We start from the raw sequence: 19,790 nt of genomic DNA, 5'->3' as shown, positions 1-19,790 counted from the left end.
AGCCTTTCAGCGCCGATGGTACTGCAGGGGGGACCCTGTGGGAGAGTAGGACGCCGCCGAACCAATCTTGTAGAGAGCCCTGTCGGGACTTCGGTCACCGGCAGGGCTCTTCTCATGTTGTGTTGCGGGCCACTCGGTGTTCATGTTGCCTGGGCACGATGCCGCTCATGGGGACTCCTACGGATGAGCTGCTGCATGAGTTGACCCGGGCGCGTGTGCGACCGGGCGACGAGGTCATCGTGCCGTCCTACGGCACTCCCGAACCCGCGGAAGCGGTGCTCCTGGCCGGTGCCAGGCCGGTCTTCGCGGATATCGACGCCCATACCTACTGCATAGACCCGGCCGCGGTGGCCGAGGCGCTGACGCCCAGGACCGCGGCCATCGTGGCCATTCACACCTTCGGACATCCCGCCGACATGGCGGCCCTCACCGCGCTCGGCCAGCGGCACGGCGTGCTGGTGATCGGACACGGGGCCGTCAGCGATCTCGCCGGGGAGATACTGCGGCGACAGGCCAACGCGGCTTATCTGGACGGAAAGCTGCGTGGCGTCCTCACGCCGCTGGTCGCGCCCGGTGTGGAACACACCTATCAGCAATATGTCGTCCGGGTCCCCGGCAACGGCCGGCCGGACCGTGACGCCTTCGCCCGTACGCTGCGTTCTCGCGGCGTCGTATGCCATGTGCCCGTACAGACGCCCGCGCACCGCACCGCGCGCTTCCGGCGCGACCTGTGGCTCGCGGAGACCGAGCGCGCGGCCGATGAGTGCCTGGCGTTGCCCGTCGATCCGACCATGTCGTGGCGGGAGTTGCAGCGCGTGGTGTCGGCCTGCAACGCGCTGGGTGGGCTGCTGCAGTCAGCCGCCTGAGCCACGGGGCGGGTGGTCGGGGGCGTACCCGAGTTCGGGTATGATCGTTCCCGTCGGCGTGCCCCAATAGCTCAGTCGGCAGAGCGTCTCCATGGTAAGGAGAAGGTCTACGGTTCGATTCCGTATTGGGGCTCTCCTGCGAAGGCCCCCGCCAAGTGGCGGGGGCCTTCGTCATGTTCGGGCACCGCCGGGCGCTCCCCGGGCGCCCGACCGCCTCAGGCGTCGGCGGGCTCGGGCTCCGGGACGCGCATCGCCAGGATCGCCATGTCGTCGGACGGTGGCTCCGCCGCAAAGCGCTCGACCGCCCGCAGCACCCGGGTGGCCACCGCACCCGCCGTAAGGCCGGTGCAGGTCGTGAGGACGTCGATAAGGCCGTCGTCGCCGAGCATCCTGGTGCCCTCGCGGCGCTCCGTCACCCCGTCGGTGACACACAGCAGCACATCGCCCGGATCGAGCGTCACCGTCTGCTCGTACAGCTCGAGGTCCTCCATGACGCCGAGCAGCGGCTGTGGCTCGGCCGCCGACTCCACGCTGCCGTCCTGGCGCAGCCGGAGCGGCAGGGGGTGTCCGGCGCAGACCACCTTGAGCACCGCGCTGCCGTCGTGCTGCGGCCACAACTCGCCGTAGAGGAGGGTCAGGAAGCGGCTGCGGGCGCCCTCGTCGAGGATCGCCGCGTTGAGCCGTTCCAGGACCGCCGGGCCGCCGAAGCCCTCGCGGGCGAGCAGCCGCAGGGCGTGCCGGGCGAGCCCGGTGACCGCGGCGGCCTCCGGTCCGGTGCCGCAGACGTCGCCGATGGCGAAGCCATACGCCCCGTCGCGGATCGGGAAGAGGTCGTAGAAGTCGCCGCCGACCTCGTTGCCCTCGCCCGCCGCGCGGTAGATGACCTCGACCTCGACTCCGGGGACCTCGGGCTGCTCGGGCGGCAGCAGACTCCGCTGCAGGGACTGGCTGATCGCGGTGCGTTCCGAGTAGAGCCGCGCGTTGTCCAGCGCGAGCGCGGCCCGGCGGGACAGGTCCTCGGCCAGCTCCAGGTTCTCCTGGCGGAAGTGCTCGTCGGTGGGCTTGCCGAGGACGAGCATGCCGATGACCCGGTTGCGGGCCACCAGGGGCAGCACGACGGTCTCCCCGCCGACCGCGGAGGCGGTCGCGAGCGAGGCGCCGGGGCCGGAGGAGGGGCGGGCGGAGTCGCCGAGGCTGAGGCTGCGCAGCGAGGTGCGCAGGGCGGCGGCGTGGGCCGCGTCATAGGGGCCGGACCAGCCGCGGGCGCCGCCGGTGGGGACCTGCTCCGGTGGGTCGATCTTCATCAGCAGGGCCTTGAGCCCGTCGATGCGGTCCTCGTCCTCATGCAGGACGTACGACAGCTCGGGCTCGGACGCCTGGTCGGCGACCGTATAGACGGCGCACCAACTGGCCAGTGTGGGCACCGTCATCTGGGCCATCAGTGCCAGGGTCTGATCGCGGTCCAGGGTGCCCGCGAGGAGGTCGGACGCCTCGACGAGGAAGGACAGGGAGCCGCGGCGCAGCCGCTCCAGCTCGGTGAGGCGGGCGCGCTCGACGGCGAGGGCGATGCGGTCGGCGGCGAACTGCAGCCGCAGGGCCTCTTCGTTGCTGTAGCGGGCGGGGGACTCGGCGGCGACGCCGAGCGAGCCGGTGAGCCGGCCCTCGACCTTCAGCGGGACGGTGACCACGGAGCGCATCCCCGTGTTCACCAGCAGGGGTACGGCGCCGGGCACCGCGGACAGGTCCTCGTGAACGGAGGGCATCCGGGCGGAGCCGTAGCGTCCGGTGCCCGCTTCGACGGGGACGCGGGCGAAGCGCTGGCGGGCGGAGGGCAGCCCGGTGGAGGCGCGGACCTCAAGCTCGGTCTCGTCGTCGGTGGCGAGCAGCAGATAGGCGGCGTCGCCGTCGAGCATGTCGCGGGCCCGCTCGACGGTGCGCTGGAGCAGTCCGTCGAGGTCGTCGGGGGCCGGGGAGCCGATGAAGACCTCGAAGGCGTCGGTGGCCGGGCCCCGCTCGGCGGTTTCGGCGGTGTCCACGTTCGCACCGCGCATCGGGCTCTGGAGCACCGCGCGCTCGCGCTCGCGCACCAGCAGACAGACGGTGGACGGCTCGCCCTCGGCGTCGCGGATGCGCAGATGGGAGGCGTAGACGGGGGAGACCCGGCCGTCGGCGCCGCGGATGCCGTAGGAGCCCTCCCAGCGGGAGAGCAGCAGCGCCTCGGCGACACCGGTGCCGGTGCCGGGGGTGTGCGGCCAGGCGGCGAGGTCGGTCAGCGGCTTGCCGATGATCTGTTCCGGCTGGTAGCCGAACAGCTCCTGAGCGTCGTCGTTCCAGGCGCTGATCAGTCCGCCGCTGTCGACCTGGACGACCCCGACCCGGACCCGGGAGTCGGCGATGGGCAGGGCGCTGGAGGGCAGGGCTGGCCCGGCGGCCCGGGTGCCGGCCGGGCGGTCGGGGAAGTCGAGCTGGAACCAGACCTGCTTGTGGGTCGCCGTGTACTCGACGCCCCAGCGGGCGGCGAGCGCGGCGCACAGCAGCAGACCGCGGCCGCCCTCGCGGTCGGGGTGCCCGAAGTGGTGGCCGCCGTTGCTCTGCAGCGGGACCTCGCGCTCGGGGTAGCGGTCGGCGACCTCGACCCGTACGCCGGTGTCGGCGCGGATGCAGACCACATCGGCGGTGGTGCCGGCGTGCACCACCGCGTTGGTGACAAGTTCGCTGGTCAGGACGACGGCGTCGTCCACGATGTCGGTGAGGCCCCACCCCTGGAGGGTGTCCCGGACGAAGGTGCGGGCGGCGGCGACCGAGCGTCCCACCGGTTCGAAGGTGGCGGCTGCCCGCGCGGTGATCACAGGTCTCCTCATAAGTGTCTCGGCGAACTGCTCACCCATGTCGCAGCGCCCCTCCGATGCCCTGGCCGGTTGCCAGGTTACTTACCACCGATGCCTTCGCGAATGCCGGTCGGCTCCGATTCCACCCAGAGGTGCCTCGGCGGTGTGGGATGCTGCCGAACTGTTATGGCCTGGTTGGGGCATGGTGAAACACTGGGCAAGCTGGAAGAAGAACCCGACGAGGACGGTCAACCCTGCGGGAGGGACACGGTGGAGTCTGGCGCAGCGGCGCGGGGCACGAATACGCGCGCGAAAGGCGGACGGTCCCGGAGCAATGGGACGACTGAAGTGGACACGGCGGCCCTGAACCGGCTGCTGACCGCGATGACGGCCATGCGGGACGGGAACTTCCGCAAGCGGCTCACGGTCTCGGGCGAGGGCGTGATGTCCGAGATCGCCGCGGTCTTCAACGAGGTCGCGGATCGGAATCTGCAGCTCACGGGCGAGCTGACCCGGGTGCGGCGGGTGGTCGGCCGTGAGGGCAAGCTCACCGAGCGGCTGGAGACCGGCGCCTGTGAGGGCCAGTGGGCCGCCGCCATTGACGCGTCCAACGCCCTGGTGGACGATCTCGTACGGCCGGTGTCCGAGGTGGGCCGGGTGCTGTCGGCGGTCGCCGAGGGCGACCTGGAGCAGCGCATGGACCTGCGGGCGCAGGGCTCCGACGGGTCGGCGCACCCCCTGCGGGGCGAGTTCCTGAAGGTGGGCCGCACGGTCAACGGCCTGGTGGATCAGCTTTCGGCGTTCACCGACGAGGTGACGCGGGTCGCGAGTGAGGTCGGCACCGAGGGCAAGCTGGGCGGCCAGGCCCGGGTGCGCGGAATGTCGGGGTCGTGGAAGGACCTCACGGAGTCCGTCAACACGATGGCCTCCCGGCTCACCGCTCAGGTGCGGGACATCGCCCTGGTGACCACGGCGGTGGCCAAGGGCGATCTGTCCCGTAAGGTCACGGTTCATGTGTCCGGGGAGATGCTCGAACTGAAGAACACCGTCAACACGATGGTGGACCAGCTCTCCTCCTTCGCCTCCGAGGTGACCAGGGTCGCCCGTGAGGTGGGCACCGAGGGTGAGCTCGGCGGCCAGGCGAAGGTGCCGGGCGTCGCGGGCGTCTGGAAGGACCTCACCGACTCCGTCAACCTCATGGCCGGGAACCTGACCGCGCAGGTGCGCGGGATCGCCCAGGTCACCACGGCGGTCGCCAACGGTGATCTGTCGCAGAAGGTGACGGTGAGCGCACGCGGCGAGGTCGCGCAGCTTGCCGACACGATCAACACCATGACCGAGACGCTGCGCACCTTCGCGGACGAGGTGACGCGGGTGGCCAGCGAGGTGGGCGCCGAGGGGCTGCTGGGCGGCCAGGCGCAGGTGCCGGGCGCGGCGGGGACGTGGAAGGACCTCACCGATTCGGTGAACACCGCGTTCCGGAACCTCACGGCGCAGGTGCGGGACATCGCACAGGTGACGACGGCGGTGGCGAACGGTGATCTGTCGCAGAAGGTCACGGTCGATGTGGCCGGAGAGATGCTGGAGCTGAAGAACACCGTCAATACGATGGTGGACCAGCTGCAGTCGTTCGGAGCCGAGGTGACGCGCGTCGCCCGGGAGATCGGTGTCGAGGGCGAGCTGGGCGGTCAGGCGCAGGTGCCGGGTGCGGCGGGGACGTGGAAGGACCTCACCGATTCGGTGAACACCGCGTTCCGGAACCTCACCGGACAGGTGCGCAATATCGCCCAGGTGACCACGGCGGTGGCGTACGGGGACCTGTCGCAGAAGGTCACCGTCGATGTCTCCGGCGAGATGCTCAAGCTGAAGAACACCGTGAACACCATGGTGGACCAGCTGTCCTCGTTCGCCGACCAGGTCACCAGGATGGCGCGGGACGTGGGCACCGAGGGCCGGCTGGGCGGTCAGGCCCGGGTGGACGGGGTCAGCGGAGTCTGGGCCGACCTCACCGACTCCGTGAACTCCATGGCCGGGAATCTGACGGCACAGGTGCGCGGTATCGCCCAGGTGACGACGGCGGTCGCGCGCGGCGACCTGTCGCAGAAGATCGAGGTGGACGCGCGCGGCGAGATCCTGGAGCTGAAGAACACCATCAACACGATGGTCGACCAGCTCTCCGACTTCGCCGAGCAGGTGACCCGGGTCGCCCGTGAGGTGGGTACGGACGGTCGGCTGGGCGGTCAGGCGCAGGTGCCCGGTGTGGCGGGGGTCTGGCGCGATCTGACCGACTCGGTGAACGGTATGGCGGGCAATCTGACCGCCCAGGTGCGCAATATCGCGCAGGTGGCCACGGCGGTCGCGCGCGGTGATCTCTCCCAGAAGATCGACGTGGATGCGCGCGGCGAGATCCTGGAGCTGAAGAACACCCTGAACACGATGGTCGACCAGCTGTCGTCCTTCGCGGAGGAGGTCACCCGGGTGGCCCGCGAGGTGGGTACCGAGGGCCAGTTGGGCGGCCAGGCCGAGGTGCAGGGCGTCTCGGGGACGTGGAAGGACCTCACCCAGTCCGTCAACAGCATGGCCAACAACCTGACGTCCCAGGTGCGTTCGATCGCGGAGGTGACGACGGCGGTCGCCAAGGGCGATCTGTCGAAGAAGATCACCGTCGATGCCAAGGGCGAGATCCTGGAGCTGGTCACCACGGTGAACACGATGGTGGACCAGCTGTCGTCGTTCGCCGAGCAGGTGACCCGGGTGGCCCGTGAGGTGGGTACCGAGGGGCAGTTGGGCGGTCAGGCGCGGGTTCCGGGCGTGACCGGTATCTGGAAGGACCTGAGCAACAACGTCAACCTGATGGCCAACAACCTGACCATCCAGGTGCGGAACATCTCACAGGTCTCGGCCGCGGTCGCCAACGGCGATCTGACGAAGAAGGTGACGGTCGAGGCGCGCGGCGAGGTCGCGGCGCTGGCCGACACCGTCAACACGATGGTGACGACGCTGTCGTCGTTCGCCGACGAGGTCACCCGCGTGGCCCGCGAGGTGGGCACGGACGGCATCCTGGGCGGCCAGGCCAGGGTGCCCGGCGTCTCGGGGACGTGGAAGGACCTCACCGAGTCCGTGAACTCCATGGCGTCCAACCTGACCGGCCAGGTCCGCAACATCGCGATGGTCACCACGGCCATCGCCCAGGGTGATCTGACCAAGAAGATCGACATCGAGGCGCGCGGCGAGATCCTTGAGCTGAAGACGACCATCAACACGATGGTGGACCAGCTCTCGTCGTTCGCCGACCAGGTGACCCGGGTGGCCCGCGAGGTGGGTACCGAGGGCCAGCTGGGCGGTCAGGCGCGGGTGCGGGACGTGGCCGGCACCTGGAAGGACCTGACCGAGTCGGTGAACGAGATGGCCGGGAACCTGACCCGTCAGGTGCGCGCCATCGCCGAGGTGGCCACCGCGGTGACCCGCGGCGATCTCAACCTTAAGATCGACGTGGACGCCTCCGGCGAGATCCAGGTCCTCCAGGACCACATCAACACCATGATCGCCAACCTGCGCGAGACCACGCTCGCCAACAAGGAACAGGACTGGCTCAAGGGCAACCTGGCCCGGATCTCCGGTCTGATGCAGGGCCGCCGCGACCTGGAGGACGTCGCCCGGCTGATCATGAGCGAGCTGACCCCGGTGGTCTCCGCCCAGCACGGTGCGTTCTTCCTGGCCGTACCGCCCGGCGAGGGCACCGACGTGGTCGCGGACAGCACCTCCGAGGACGGCTACGAACTGCTGCTGGTCGGTTCCTACGGCTACACCCAGGGCTCGATGCCCACGCGTTTCAAGGCCGGTGAGACGCTGATCGGCACGGTCGCCGAGGAGAAGCGCCCGATCCTGGTGGAGAACGTGCCACCGGGCTATCTCAAGATCGCCTCGGGGCTCGGTGAGGCGGCTCCGGCCCATGTGATCGTGTTGCCGGTGCTCTTCGAGGGGCAGCTGCTCGGCGTGATCGAGCTGGCCTCGTTCCAGCCGTTCGCCCAGATCCAGAAGGATTTCCTCAACCAGATCGCCGAGATGATCGGCACCAGCGTCAACACCATCAGCGTCAACACCAAGACCGAGGTACTGCTGAAGCAGTCGCAGGAGCTGACCGAGCAGCTTCGGGAGCGGTCGGCCGAGCTGGAGAACCGGCAGAAGGCCCTCCAGTCGTCCAACGCGGAGCTGGAGGAGAAGTCCGAGCGGCTGGCCCGCCAGAACCGCGACATCGAGGTCAAGAACACCGAGATCGAGGAAGCCCGGCAGGTGCTGGAGGAGCGCGCCGAGCAGCTCGCCGTCTCGATGCGCTACAAGAGCGAGTTCCTGGCGAACATGTCGCACGAGCTGCGCACACCGCTCAACTCGCTGCTGATCCTGGCCAAGCTGCTCGCCGACAACGCCGACGGCAACCTCTCACCGAAGCAGGTGGAGTTCGCCGAGACCATCCACGGCGCGGGCTCGGACCTGCTGCAGCTGATCAACGACATCCTGGACCTGTCGAAGGTCGAGGCGGGCAAGATGGACGTCAGCCCGACCCGTATCGCCCTGGTCCAGCTCGTCGACTATGTGGAGGCCACCTTCCGGCCGCTGACCGCGGAGAAGGGCCTCGACTTCTCCGTAAGGGTGTCGCCGGAGCTCCCGGCGACGCTGCACACCGACGAGCAGCGGCTGCTGCAGGTGTTGCGCAATCTGCTGTCCAACGCGGTGAAGTTCACCGACAGCGGCGCCGTGGAACTGGTCATCCGGCCGGCGGGCGCGGATGTGCCGCACGCCATCCGGGAGCAGCTGCTGGAGCACGGTGCGCTGCGCGACGCGGACGCAGAGATGATCGCCTTCTCGGTGACCGACACCGGTATCGGCATCGCGGCGAGCAAGATGCGGGTGATCTTCGAGGCGTTCAAGCAGGCCGACGGCACCACCAGCCGCAAGTACGGCGGCACCGGACTGGGCCTGTCCATCAGCCGGGAGATCGCCCGGCTGCTGGGCGGCGAGATCCACGCGGCCAGCGAGCCTGGCCGCGGCTCGACGTTCACGCTCTACCTGCCGCTGCACCCCAGCGAGCTGCCGCCCCAGGGCTACCCGCAGCTCGCCCCGAGCAGTTCGGGCCCGGGCCCGCTGGCGCTCACCAGCGCCGTGGAGGCGCCCGCCGAGAACGGCGCCGCGGCGGAGCGGGAGGAGGCCGCACAGGGCGCCTCCGACGGCTCTCCGGCGTCGGGCGGCCGTGGCGGCTCCGGGCTGTTCCGGCGGCGTCAGCGGGCCGAGCAGGAGGCGTCGCGGACCGATGCGGAGCAGGCTCCGACGGAGCCGGACACGGAGTCGGGCGCGCGGTCGGAGGGCCGCCGCCATGGGCGGCAGGCGCAGGCCCCCGAGCCGTGGCTGCTGGGCGGCCAGGATCTGGTTGTCCCGGAGCCGGTGGGCGGCTTCCACGGCGAAAAGGTGTTGATCGTCGACGATGACATCCGTAATGTCTTCGCGCTGACCAGTGTGCTGGAGCAGCACGGGCTGCAGGTGTTGTACGCGGAGAACGGCAGGGAGGGCATCGAGGTCCTGGAGCAGCACGACGATGTCGTACTGGTCCTGATGGACATCATGATGCCGGAGATGGACGGCTACGCCACGACGGCCGCGATCCGCAGGATGCCGCAGTTCGCCGGGCTGCCGATCATCGCCCTCACCGCGAAGGCGATGAAGGGCGACCGGGAGAAGAGCATCGAAGCGGGTGCGTCGGACTACGTCACCAAGCCGGTCGACACCGATCATCTCCTTACGGTGATGGAGCAGTGGATGTCGGTTGAGTGACCCGAGGCACGCGCGGGACGAGCGTGGTGTTGACTGAGTGTCGCCGAACACGTGTGGGAACGCGGTAATCGGGGAACCTTCTGGTCTCCCGCCGCGTTTCTGCTACGTGCACAGTGACATCGCGGTGACAGGGTGTGGCGAACAGCGGGGTGCGGCTACCATGACCGGCACAAGGACGGGCGGCGCAAGGGAGTCGTCCCCTGGGGCGGCGCCCGGTGCTTCCCCCAGCTCTGCGGGCTGGGGAGACCCCAAGCCGGGACGAGGAGGACGGGGCATGGTGCAGAAGGCCAAGATCCTCCTGGTCGATGACCGGCCGGAGAATCTGCTGGCGCTGGAGGCCATTCTCTCCGCGCTCGATCAGACCCTGGTGCGGGCATCGTCAGGGGAGGAAGCGCTCAAGGCGCTGCTGACGGACGACTTCGCGGTGATTCTGCTGGACGTCCAGATGCCGGGCATGGACGGATTCGAGACCGCGGCGCACATCAAGCGCCGGGAGCGGACCCGCGACATCCCGATCATTTTCCTCACGGCGATCAACCACGGCCCGCACCACACCTTCCGGGGCTATGCGGCCGGCGCGGTGGACTACATCTCCAAACCCTTCGACCCGTGGGTGCTCAGAGCCAAGGTCTCGGTCTTCGTGGATCTGTACATGAAGAACTGCCAGCTGCGGGAGCAGGCGTCGCTGCTGCGGCTGCAGTTGGAGGGCGGCCAGCCCGCCGCCGGGGAGGCCAAGGAGTCGGCGGGGCTGCTCGCCGAGCTGTCCGCGCGGCTCGCCGCCGTCGAGGAGCAGGCCGAGGCGCTGTCCAAGCAGCTGGACGAGTCGGCGGATGCCGCCGCCGTGGCCACCGCGGCCCACCTGGAGCGCAAGCTGACCGGTCTGCGGCGGGCACTGGACGCGCTGGAGCCGGGCGCGGGCAGCGGCGCCGGCCAGGTTCCTTCGCAGAACTGACCCGCCCGCCGCGCGGTCACCGCCGGTTGCTCATCGCCGACCGCTCACCCGCGCTTTGACCCGCCGTCACGGCCGTCTCACCGCCTCGTCGGCGCGGCGGACCGGTGTGACGTCAGTGGTGCCTGATACCCCCGCCATGCGTGCTCCGTACGGCGGACGCGGGTAACCTCCCCTCCATGGCCTCTCGTACGTCCGGCAAGGGTTCCCAGAGCACGGCGGGCACCTCGAAGAAGCGCGCCGGGCAGTCCGGAGGCGCGGCGAAGAAGGCTGCCGCCAAGAAGGCGCCCGCGAAGAAGGCACCCGCAAGGAAGTCCGCGGCGCCCGCGAAGAAGGCCGCGTCGAAGAAGGCGGCGGCGAAGGCGGCTCCCTCACCCGCCCCCAATCCCACCAGCGGTGTGTTCCGCATCGTGCGCGCCGTGTGGATGGGCATGGCGCGCGGCCTCGCGGCGCTGTTCCGGGGCATAGGACGCGGCGCCAAGGGACTCGACCCGGCCCACCGTAAGGACGGCAGCGCCCTGCTGCTGTTCGCCCTCGCCCTGATCGTCGCGGCGGGCACCTGGTCCAATCTCGACGGGCCGGTCGGCAGGCTGGTCGAGATGCTGATCACCGGCGCCTTCGGGCGGCTCGACCTGGTGGTGCCGATACTGCTGGGCACCGTCGCCGTCCGGCTGATCCTCCACCCGGAGCGGCCGGAGGCCAACGGGCGGATCGTCATCGGGCTCTCGGCGCTCGTCATCGGCGTCCTGGGGCAGGTGCACATCGCCTGCGGATCCCCCGGGCGCGGCCAGGGCACCGAGGCGATACAGGACGCGGGCGGTCTGATCGGCTGGGCCGTCTCCCGGCCGCTGATCTATCTGATGGGCGACGTGCTGGCCGTACCGCTGCTGGTGCTGCTCACCGTCTTCGGACTGCTGGTGGTCACGGCGACGCCGGTCGCCGCCATTCCGCAGCGGCTGCGGCAGCTGGGCGTCCGGCTCGGCCTGGTGCGGGACCGCGAGGACGGGTACGCGCTCGGCGCCGGGGACGACGCGGCGGAGTACGCCGACGAATGGCGCGAGACGCCCGCCAGACGGCCTCGCAGAACCTCGCTCGCAAAAGGGGACCCGGACGGCGCCGGAGGCCCGGAGCGGGCCGAGGAGGAGGCGCTGCGCAAGCGCCGGCGCTCGCGCCGCCCGTCGTCCACCCAACCGCCGTTCGACCGGCCCTTGGACGCGGTGGACGTGGCGGCCGCGGCCGCCGCCTCACTGGACGGGGCCGTGCTGCACGGGGTGCAGCCCTCGCCGCTGGTCGCCGGGTTGAGCAACGGGCTTTCTGGCGAGCGCGGGGACGGAGCCGCGAGCGGCGGGGTGCCGGGCGCGCGAGATGCCGACAAGGAGTCCGGAGAGGCCGCCGGGAAGGGCGCCAAGGGCAGGGCGGCGGCCGGGAAGGGCCATCCGGACGGAGCCGACGAGGAGGACTCGGGCCAGGTCCCCGATCTCACCCGCTCCGCGGCCGAGTCCGGTGAGCCGCTGCCGCCGCGCGCCGAGCAGCTTCAGCTGTCCGGAGACATCACGTATGCGCTGCCCTCGCTGGAGCTGCTGGAGCGCGGCGGCCCCGGAAAGACCCGCAGCGCGGCCAACGACGCGGTCGTGGACTCGCTGACGAAGGTGTTCACGGAGTTCAAGGTGGACGCCGCCGTCACCGGCTTCACCCGCGGCCCGACGGTCACCCGCTACGAGGTGGAGCTGGGCCCGGCCGTCAAGGTCGAGCGGATCACGGCGCTGACCAAGAACATCGCCTACGCGGTCGCCAGCCCCGATGTGCGCATCATCAGCCCGATCCCCGGCAAGTCGGCCGTCGGCATCGAAATCCCCAACAGCGACCGCGAGATGGTCAACCTGGGCGACGTGCTGCGCTCTGCGGACTCCGTCGGCGATGACCACCCGATGCTCGTCGGGCTGGGCAAGGACGTCGAGGGCGGCTATGTGGCGGCCAATCTGGCCACCATGCCGCATGTGCTGGTGGCGGGCGCGACCGGTTCCGGCAAGTCGTCCTGCATCAACTGCCTGATCACATCGATCATGGTCCGGGCCACACCGGACGATGTGCGGATGGTGCTGGTCGACCCCAAGCGGGTGGAGCTGACCGCCTACGAGGGCATCCCGCACCTGATCACACCGATCATCACCAACCCCAAGCGCGCCGCCGAGGCGCTTCAGTGGGTCGTGCGGGAGATGGATCTCCGCTATGACGACCTCGCGGCCTATGGCTTCCGCCATATCGACGACTTCAACGCGGCCGTCCGCAACGGGAAGGTGAAGGAGCCTGAGGGGAGCGAGCGTGAGCTCAGGCCCTATCCGTATCTGCTGGTGATCGTCGATGAGCTGGCCGATTTGATGATGGTCGCGCCGCGGGACGTCGAGGACTCGATCGTGCGGATCACCCAGCTGGCGCGCGCGGCCGGAATCCACCTGGTGCTGGCCACCCAGCGGCCCTCCGTGGACGTCGTCACCGGTCTGATCAAGGCCAATGTGCCCTCACGGCTCGCCTTCGCCACGTCCTCGCTGGCCGACAGCCGCGTCATCCTGGACCAGCCCGGAGCCGAGAAGCTGATCGGCAAGGGCGACGGGCTCTTCCTGCCGATGGGCGCGAACAAGCCCACCCGGATGCAGGGCGCGTATGTCACCGAATCCGAGGTCGAGGCGATCGTCGCGCACTGTAAGGAGCAGATGGCGCCGGTCTTCCGCGATGACGTGACGGTCGGGTCGTCGAAGAAGAAGGAGATCGACGAGGAGATCGGCGATGATCTCGATCTGCTCTGTCAGGCCGCTGAGCTGGTGGTTTCCACCCAGTTCGGCTCGACGTCGATGCTTCAGCGCAAGCTGCGGGTGGGTTTCGCCAAGGCGGGGCGGCTGATGGATCTCATGGAGTCCCGGAACATCGTCGGCCCGAGCGAGGGATCCAAGGCGCGCGATGTGCTCGTCAAGCCGGATGAATTGGATGGCGTGCTCGACGTCATCCGCGGTAAGGCTCACTCATAAGGGTTGGGCGGGCAACCGTTTCCCCTACCGAAACGTCAAGTTGAGGGAGGTGGCGGAGTGAGATCCCGGCATCGTGACCGAACGGCAATCCCGATGGCGGACAAACTCCGTCCTCCCGCTTGCCCGACCCTTTCGCCCCACCCCTAGACTGAACCCCCAGCAGGTGGCTCACGCTCGAAAGGCGCCCCCGTGTCCATCGGCAACCTTCCCGAAGACGGCAACTCCCCCGAAGACGACCGCCCTTCCATCGGTCGCGCCCTCCAGCAGGCCCGTATCTCCGCTGGGCTGACCGTCGACGAGGTCAGTTCCTCGACCAGGGTGCGCACCCCCATCGTGCGGGGCATCGAGCAGGACGATTTCTCGCGCTGCGGCGGCGATGTCTACGCCCGGGGGCACATCCGGGTGCTCGCGCGCGCCGTGGGCCTCGATCCGGAGTCCCTGATCGCGCGGTTCGACGCCGAGCACGGCGGCCGGCCCTCGCCGACCGCGCCGGCGCCGCTGTTCGAGGCCGAGCGCATCCGCCCCGACCCCCGGCGCCCCAACTGGACGGCCGCCATGGTCGCGGCCATCGTCGCCGTCGTCGGATTCGTGGGCTTCACCCTGGCCAGGGGTGGCGGCGGCGATGGCTCGAGCGTCGCCGAGGACACCGCCTCGCCCAAGCCCAGCGCCTCCGCGCCCACCAACAGCGCCGCCCCCTCCAAGCCCGCCGCCCCGCACAAGCCCGACCCGTCCGACAGCGCCATCGCGGGCGTCCCGGCGGACAAGGTCACCGTCAAACTGACCGCCGAGGGCGGCCAGAGCTGGATCTCCGCCCAGGACCACAACGGCCGGCTGATCGAGGAGGGTGTGCTGCGCGAGGGCGACTCCAAGACCTTCAGCGACAGCAGGCGCGTCGACCTGGTGCTGGGCAACGCCGGGGCGATCAAGCTGTTCGTGAACGGCAAGGAAGTGAAGAACGTGGGCACCAGCGGGGCCGTCCAGCGGCTGAGCTACACCAGGGGAGACCCCGAGGCGGGCTGAGCCGCGCGAAGATCGGCAGCCCTGGCAGCGAGGGGTGTCGTGGGGACAAAGTAGTGTGAGCCCATGCCCGAACGCCGCACCGTCGCCCTTGTCACTCTTGGCTGCGCCCGTAACGAGGTGGACTCGGAGGAGCTCGCAGGCCGCTTGGCGGCGGACGGCTGGGAGCTCGTCGAGGAAGCCGCCGACGCGGACGTCGCCGTCGTCAACACCTGTGGCTTCGTCGAGGCCGCCAAGAAGGACTCGGTCGACGCCCTGCTGGAGGCGAACGATCTGAAGGACCACGGCCGCACCCAGGCCGTGGTGGCCGTCGGCTGCATGGCCGAGCGGTACGGCAAGGAGCTCGCCGAGGCGCTGCCCGAGGCCGACGGGGTGCTCGGTTTCGACGACTACGCCGATATCTCCGGCCGCCTCCAGACCATCCTCTCCGGCGGCATCCACGCCTCCCACACCCCGCGCGACCGCCGCAAGCTGCTGCCGATCAGCCCCGCCGAGCGCCAGGACGCCACCTCGGTGGCGCTCCCCGGCCACGCCCAGGACACCGCGCCCGAGGACCTGCCCGAGGGGGTGGCCCCGGCCTCCGGGCCGCGGGCCCCGCTGCGGCGCAGACTGGACACCAGCCCGGTCGCCTCGGTGAAGCTGGCCTCCGGCTGCGACCGGCGGTGCTCGTTCTGCGCCATCCCGTCCTTCCGGGGCTCCTTCATCTCCCGCCGCCCCTCCGATGTGCTGGGCGAGACCCGCTGGCTGGCCGGGCAGGGGGTGAAGGAGATCATGCTGGTCTCGGAGAACAACACCTCGTACGGCAAGGACCTCGGGGACATCCGGCTGCTGGAGACGCTGCTGCCGGAGCTGGCCGCGGTGGACGGCATCGAGCGGATCCGGGTCAGCTATCTGCAGCCCGCCGAGATGCGCCCCGGGCTGATCGACGTGCTCACCTCGACCGAGAAGGTCGCGCCGTACTTCGACCTGTCCTTCCAGCACTCGGCGCCCGGGGTGCTGCGCGCCATGCGCCGCTTCGGCGACACCGACCGGTTCCTTGAGCTGCTGGAGACGATCAGAGGCAAGGCGCCGCAGGCCGGTGCCCGCTCCAACTTCATCGTCGGCTTCCCCGGCGAGACCGAGGAGGACCTCGCCGAGCTGGAGCGTTTCCTCAGTGCGGCGCGGCTGGACGCGATCGGCGTCTTCGGGTACTCGGACGAGGACGGCACCGAGGCCGCCGGTTACGAGGACAAGGTCGATCCGGAGGTGGTCGCGGAGCGCCTGGAGCGCGTCTCGCGGCTCGCGGAGGAGCTGACCGCCCAGCGGGCGGAGGAGCGGCTCGGCGAAGTCGTGGAGGTCCTGGTGGAGGAGATCGACGACACCGGGGCGGTCCTGGGCCGCGGCGCCCACCAGGCGCCGGAAACCGATGGCCAGACGCTGCTGCGCACCGACGGAGAGCCGGAGACGGGCCGTATGGTCGAAGCGAAGGTGATCGCGACGGAGGGAGTGGACCTCGTCGCGGAGCCGCTTGAGCCGCTGGAGCGGCAGGGCGGCGGCGCGTCCACAGGGGAGGCGGCCAGATGACGGATGTCCCGGCCTCCGCCGCGGGAGGCCACCGCCGGCCGGCCACGGCCACGGTCAGGCCCGCCGGTTTGTGGAACATCGCCAACATCCTGACCATGGTGCGGCTGTTGTTGGTGCCCGGGTTCGTGTTGTTGATGCTGCACAATGGCGGGTATGACCCGGCGTGGCGCTCCTTCGCCTGGGCGGCGTTCGCCATCGCCATGATTACCGATCTCTTCGACGGTCAGCTGGCCCGGCGATACAACCTGGTCACCGACTTTGGGAAGATCGCCGACCCGATCGCCGACAAGGCGATCATGGGCGCGGCGCTGATCTGTCTGTCGGCGCTGTCCGACCTCCCCTGGTGGGTGACGGGGGTGATCCTCTTCCGTGAGATTGGAATCACAGTGATGCGGTTCTGGGTGATCCGGATCGGGGTCATCCCGGCCAGCCGGGGCGGAAAGATGAAGACGCTCGCGCAGGGCACCGCCGTCGGGATGTACATCCTGGCGCTGACCGGACCGCTGGCCTCGCTGCGGTTCTGGGTGATGGCCGTGGCCGTCGTCCTGACCGTGGTCACCGGCCTCGACTACGTCCGGCAGGCGGTCGTGCTGCGCCGGGCGGGACGGATGACGGAGGAGGCCACGCGGTGAGCGACGGCGGGACGGCGGCCGATGTGCTGGCGCTGCTGGAGCGGCGCGGGCAGACCCTGGCCGCCGCCGAATCGCTCACCGGCGGTCTGGTGGCCGCCGAGCTGACCTCGGTGGACGGCGCCTCCCGCTCCTTCCGGGGCTCGGTGACGGCGTACGCCACCGACCTCAAGCGCGAGGTGCTGGGCGTGGACGGGGTCCTGCTGGCCGAGCGCGGCGCGGTCGACGCCGAGGTGGCGCGGCAGATGGCCCGGGGCGTACGGCGTGCGCTGGGCGCGGACTGGGGCGTGGCCACCACCGGTGTGGCGGGTCCCACACCACAGGACGGCCAGCCCGTGGGCACCGTTCATGTGGCCGTCGCGGGGCCCTCGGACGCGGTGGCAGCGGCGGCGCTGCGGCTCGAAGGAGACCGCGCCGGAATCCGCGGCCAGACCGTTCATGCCGCGGTCAAGCTGCTGTTCAGCGAATTGATCGCGGTGGCAGGGGCAAAGGATACGGAACAACACGACGAGATTTGATGTTTGCAGCCCTGAGTGAACACGACATCGCTCCCCGCACGGGCACAGCCGGAGGCGGTACGGTGGGGCGTGAAGGATCCGGATCCGAGGTCCGAGGAGGGAGCCAGCGATGATTCTGCTCCGTCGCCTGCTGGGTGACGTGCTGCGCCGGCAGCGCCAGCGCCAGGGCCGTACTCTGCGCGAGGTTTCCTCCTCCGCCCGGGTGTCGCTCGGCTATCTGTCAGAGGTCGAGCGCGGCCAGAAGGAAGCCTCGTCCGAGCTGCTGTCGGCCATCTGCGACGCCCTGGAGGTACGGATGTCGCAGGTCATGCGCGAGGTCAGCGACGAGCTGTCGCTCGCCGAGCTGGCCGAGTCGGCCGCTTCCACCACCGAGAAGGTGCCGGCGCCCATGCGGCCCGTGCTCAACCCCGTGTCCGTGACGTCCGTGACGGGCGTTCCGGAGGAGCGGGTGACCATCAAGACGCCCAAGGAAGCCGTGGACGTGGTGGCGGCCTGAGAACGCTGAGAGAAGCCAGCTCTCCGAGGCCCCGACCGGTAGCCATACCGGTCGGGGCCTCGATGTTTGTCCGGCCGTATTCGGGTCACCCCAGAGGGAGAGAGGCAATGAAGAGGGGCCAAACGGTCGAATAGGAGGAAAGTGGATGTCTGTGGTGAAGAGCCCGCTGCTTGAGGAGCACCTCAAGATCGTCGCCGATGCGCTGCAGGGCGCCCTCGTCGATCTCGTCGACCTCCACCTGGTGGGCAAGCAGATCCACTGGACCGTCGTGGGCCCGCGATTCCGCACGGTTCATCTGCAGCTCGACGAGGTCGTGGCGTCGACCAGGGAGTATGCCGACACAGTGGCGGAGCGGGCCTCTGCGCTCGGGGTGCCGCCGGACGGACGGGCCCAGACGGTCGCCGCGACGAGCGGCGTCGCCGCGGTCAAGGATGGCTGGACCGATGACGCGCAGGCCGTCCGGACGCTCGTGGACGCCCTCGGAGCGGTGATCGGGCGGATGCGGGAGCGCATCAGGGCGACCGACGAGCCGGACCCGGTGACCCAGGACATTTTCATCGAGCTCACTCGTGACCTGGAGAAGCACCACTGGATGTTCCAGGCCGAGAACGGCGGCCATCGCGGCTAGGCCCGGGCGGGCTGAGGCCGCCTCGTTCCGGCCTGGTGGCTCGCTCTGGGTGCGCCGTATCGCCCGGCTGGGCAAACTGAGGGGAGTGCGCGTGACCAACACGCGCTGACCTGCCTCCTGCGCGCCCGCCCGCCGTGTGCGAACAGGCGGCTAAGCGGCCTCACTGAAGTCCGGTGCGCTTCTGTCGTGCCCCGAAGGGGCGCGGGAACCGCGCGACCAGCCACGACGCGGCCGCGGATGAACGACCGCACCTCGCGCCACTTCCCGCGGAGCGCTGAGCGTCGCCGAAGGAGGCAGCCATGGCAGCCCTCGGAGGGGCCGACACCCAGGGCCTCAGGCCGGTCCGATGGGTGCTCGCGCTCGCTCTGGGCGGCGTCTGGTGGTGGTCCGTGCTGCGGCTTGCGGTGCAGCCGGGGGAGGCCGGGCCGGTCGAGGGGGCGTTAGCCGTCGGCGGCTGGGGGCTGAGCCTGCTGCCGGTGCACTGCGGTCCGTCGTCCAGCAGGGGCGGCGCCCGCCGCCGGGGAGGCCCCCCGCATCAGGACGGCTCCGGTCCCGGTGGCCCCGCCTGGCAGCTCGGGCACCAGAAGGTCGAGCGCTCCTGACCCGTGTGCCCCTGCTCTGCGGTGCGCACCGGCGTACCGCAGCGCAGACAGGGCCGCCCCGGGCGCCCGTACACCCATAGCCTGCGGTCGCGGCGCGACTCGGCCGTGGTGATCCGGGCGCGCCGGTTCCTGTTGGCCTCCAGGAGCTTCTTGGCGTGTGCCACCAGGCGCTCGGGGGAGGCCACCTCGCCGATCGGCAGCCAGGGCGATACGCGCAGCAGGAAGCACAGCTCGGACTTGTAGACATTGCCGATCCCGGCGAGGTTCCGCTGGTCGAGCAGCGCTTCGCCCAGGGGCCGGGAGGGATCGGAGAGCAGTCGGCGCAGCGCCTCGTCCGGATCCCAGTCGGGGCCGAGGAGATCGGGGCCGAGATGGCCGACGACGCGGTCCTCGTCGCCGGTGCGGAGCAGTTCCAGGACGGGCAGGCGGTAGCCGACGGCGGTGTGGGCGGCGGTGGCGAGGATGGCCCGGATCTGGTGGTGCGGGCCGCCGCGCCAGCGCTCGTCCGGCCCGTACACCTGCCAGGAGCCGTCCATCCGCAAATGGGAGTGGAGGGTCAGCCCGCCCTCGACACGGGTCAGCAGATGCTTGCCGCGCGGGACCACCTCGAGGACCTGGCGCCCGGTGAGGTCGGCGGTCGCCAGACGGGGGACGCGCAGGTCGCTGCGGATGAGCGGGGACCCCGCGAGGGCCCGGTGCAGGCGCTGAGCGGTCTGCCAGACGGTGTCTCCTTCGGGCATGCCACCCATGATGCCGGTGGGCACGGGCAGGCGGGAGCGTCCGGTGATCGGGGGACGGGGGCGGAGGCCGTGTCCAGAGGCGTGGGGAGGCGGTCGTAGTTCAGA

The 19,790-nt window shown here is 70.3% G+C and carries 13 protein-coding genes and 1 tRNA gene; 12 read left to right on the top strand and 2 right to left on the bottom strand.

The window, feature by feature from the left end; translation table 11 throughout:
- The first annotated feature begins 167 nt into the window (after nucleotides 1-167).
- Nucleotides 168-866 (top strand): DegT/DnrJ/EryC1/StrS family aminotransferase, encoded by a 699-nt coding sequence (locus VT50_RS15405; protein ID WP_046087826.1) that lies wholly within the window; start codon nucleotides 168-170, stop codon nucleotides 864-866.
- A 60-nt stretch (nucleotides 867-926) separates the two neighbouring features.
- Nucleotides 927-999, top strand: a tRNA-Thr gene (locus tag VT50_RS15400).
- Between the two features lie 82 nt (nucleotides 1,000-1,081).
- Here VT50_RS15400 and VT50_RS15395 read toward each other — a convergent pair.
- Nucleotides 1,082-3,715, bottom strand: coding sequence for a SpoIIE family protein phosphatase (locus tag VT50_RS15395; RefSeq protein WP_046087827.1), 2,634 nt, complete (start codon nucleotides 3,713-3,715; stop codon nucleotides 1,082-1,084).
- A gap of 249 nt (nucleotides 3,716-3,964) precedes the next feature.
- Here VT50_RS15395 and VT50_RS15390 point away from each other — a divergent pair, with 249 nt between their 5' ends.
- The 10 genes from VT50_RS15390 (at nucleotide 3,965) to VT50_RS15345 (ending at nucleotide 18,945) form a co-directional block, all read left to right on the top strand.
- Nucleotides 3,965-9,520, top strand: coding sequence for a HAMP domain-containing protein (locus VT50_RS15390; RefSeq protein WP_075200423.1), 5,556 nt, complete (start codon nucleotides 3,965-3,967; stop codon nucleotides 9,518-9,520).
- Between the two features lie 274 nt (nucleotides 9,521-9,794).
- The gene (locus VT50_RS15385) at nucleotides 9,795-10,472 is read left to right on the top strand and encodes a response regulator (RefSeq protein WP_020868040.1); all 678 of its coding nucleotides are present in this window, start codon (nucleotides 9,795-9,797) and stop codon (nucleotides 10,470-10,472) included.
- Between the two features lie 176 nt (nucleotides 10,473-10,648).
- Nucleotides 10,649-13,492 carry a DNA translocase FtsK gene (locus tag VT50_RS15380; RefSeq protein WP_046087829.1) on the top strand — a complete coding sequence of 948 codons (2,844 nt, stop codon included), beginning with the start codon at nucleotides 10,649-10,651 and terminating at the stop codon, nucleotides 13,490-13,492.
- 189 nt (nucleotides 13,493-13,681) lie between these two features.
- Nucleotides 13,682-14,512: a helix-turn-helix domain-containing protein gene (locus VT50_RS15375; RefSeq protein WP_046087830.1), complete on the top strand. Its 831-nt coding sequence runs from the start codon at nucleotides 13,682-13,684 to the stop codon at nucleotides 14,510-14,512.
- Nucleotides 14,513-14,575: 63 nt separating this feature from the next.
- Complete coding sequence (gene rimO, locus VT50_RS15370) at nucleotides 14,576-16,072, top strand: 30S ribosomal protein S12 methylthiotransferase RimO (RefSeq protein ID WP_075200424.1); 1,497 nt, start codon at nucleotides 14,576-14,578, stop codon at nucleotides 16,070-16,072.
- Entirely contained in the window at nucleotides 16,069-16,704 is a 636-nt protein-coding gene (gene pgsA, locus VT50_RS15365) for a CDP-diacylglycerol--glycerol-3-phosphate 3-phosphatidyltransferase (RefSeq protein WP_046087832.1), read from the top strand. The genes rimO and pgsA overlap by 4 nt, the downstream gene beginning before the upstream one ends.
- Complete coding sequence (locus tag VT50_RS15360; RefSeq protein WP_046087833.1) at nucleotides 16,701-17,219, top strand: CinA family protein; 519 nt, start codon at nucleotides 16,701-16,703, stop codon at nucleotides 17,217-17,219. The genes pgsA and VT50_RS15360 overlap by 4 nt, the downstream gene beginning before the upstream one ends.
- Nucleotides 17,220-17,328: 109 nt before the next feature.
- Nucleotides 17,329-17,715, top strand: coding sequence for a helix-turn-helix domain-containing protein (locus tag VT50_RS15355; RefSeq protein WP_020868033.1), 387 nt, complete (start codon nucleotides 17,329-17,331; stop codon nucleotides 17,713-17,715).
- Nucleotides 17,716-17,860: 145 nt separating this feature from the next.
- Entirely contained in the window at nucleotides 17,861-18,343 is a 483-nt protein-coding gene (locus tag VT50_RS15350; RefSeq protein WP_046087834.1) for a Dps family protein, read from the top strand.
- A 299-nt stretch (nucleotides 18,344-18,642) separates the two neighbouring features.
- Nucleotides 18,643-18,945: a hypothetical protein gene (locus VT50_RS15345; protein ID WP_046087835.1), complete on the top strand. Its 303-nt coding sequence runs from the start codon at nucleotides 18,643-18,645 to the stop codon at nucleotides 18,943-18,945.
- Here VT50_RS15345 and VT50_RS15340 read toward each other — a convergent pair.
- Nucleotides 18,879-19,685, bottom strand: a complete 807-nt coding sequence (locus tag VT50_RS15340; protein ID WP_046087862.1) for an Fpg/Nei family DNA glycosylase — start codon at nucleotides 19,683-19,685, stop codon at nucleotides 18,879-18,881. The genes VT50_RS15345 and VT50_RS15340 overlap by 67 nt on opposite strands.
- Nucleotides 19,686-19,790 lie beyond the last annotated feature (105 nt).

Origin of the sequence: Streptomyces antioxidans (assembly GCF_000968685.2) — a bacterium.
In the GTDB taxonomy this organism is placed as follows: domain Bacteria; phylum Actinomycetota; class Actinomycetes; order Streptomycetales; family Streptomycetaceae; genus Streptomyces; species Streptomyces antioxidans.
This window is presented reverse-complemented; position numbering and strand designations above follow the sequence as displayed.

What these genes read in the sequence shown, in the direction of transcription:
- VT50_RS15340 (WP_046087862.1), bottom strand. Translation starts at nt 19,685, where the DNA reads ATGCCCGAAGGAGACACCGTCTGGCAGACCGCTCAGCGCCTGCACCGG.
- VT50_RS15385 (WP_020868040.1), top strand. Translation starts at nt 9,795, where the DNA reads ATGGTGCAGAAGGCCAAGATCCTCCTGGTCGATGACCGGCCGGAGAAT.
- rimO (WP_075200424.1), top strand. Translation starts at nt 14,576, where the DNA reads ATGCCCGAACGCCGCACCGTCGCCCTTGTCACTCTTGGCTGCGCCCGT.
- VT50_RS15350 (WP_046087834.1), top strand. Translation starts at nt 17,861, where the DNA reads ATGTCTGTGGTGAAGAGCCCGCTGCTTGAGGAGCACCTCAAGATCGTC.
- VT50_RS15345 (WP_046087835.1), top strand. Translation starts at nt 18,643, where the DNA reads ATGGCAGCCCTCGGAGGGGCCGACACCCAGGGCCTCAGGCCGGTCCGA.
- pgsA (WP_046087832.1), top strand. Translation starts at nt 16,069, where the DNA reads ATGACGGATGTCCCGGCCTCCGCCGCGGGAGGCCACCGCCGGCCGGCC.
- VT50_RS15405 (WP_046087826.1), top strand. Translation starts at nt 168, where the DNA reads ATGGGGACTCCTACGGATGAGCTGCTGCATGAGTTGACCCGGGCGCGT.
- VT50_RS15355 (WP_020868033.1), top strand. Translation starts at nt 17,329, where the DNA reads ATGATTCTGCTCCGTCGCCTGCTGGGTGACGTGCTGCGCCGGCAGCGC.
- VT50_RS15380 (WP_046087829.1), top strand. Translation starts at nt 10,649, where the DNA reads ATGGCCTCTCGTACGTCCGGCAAGGGTTCCCAGAGCACGGCGGGCACC.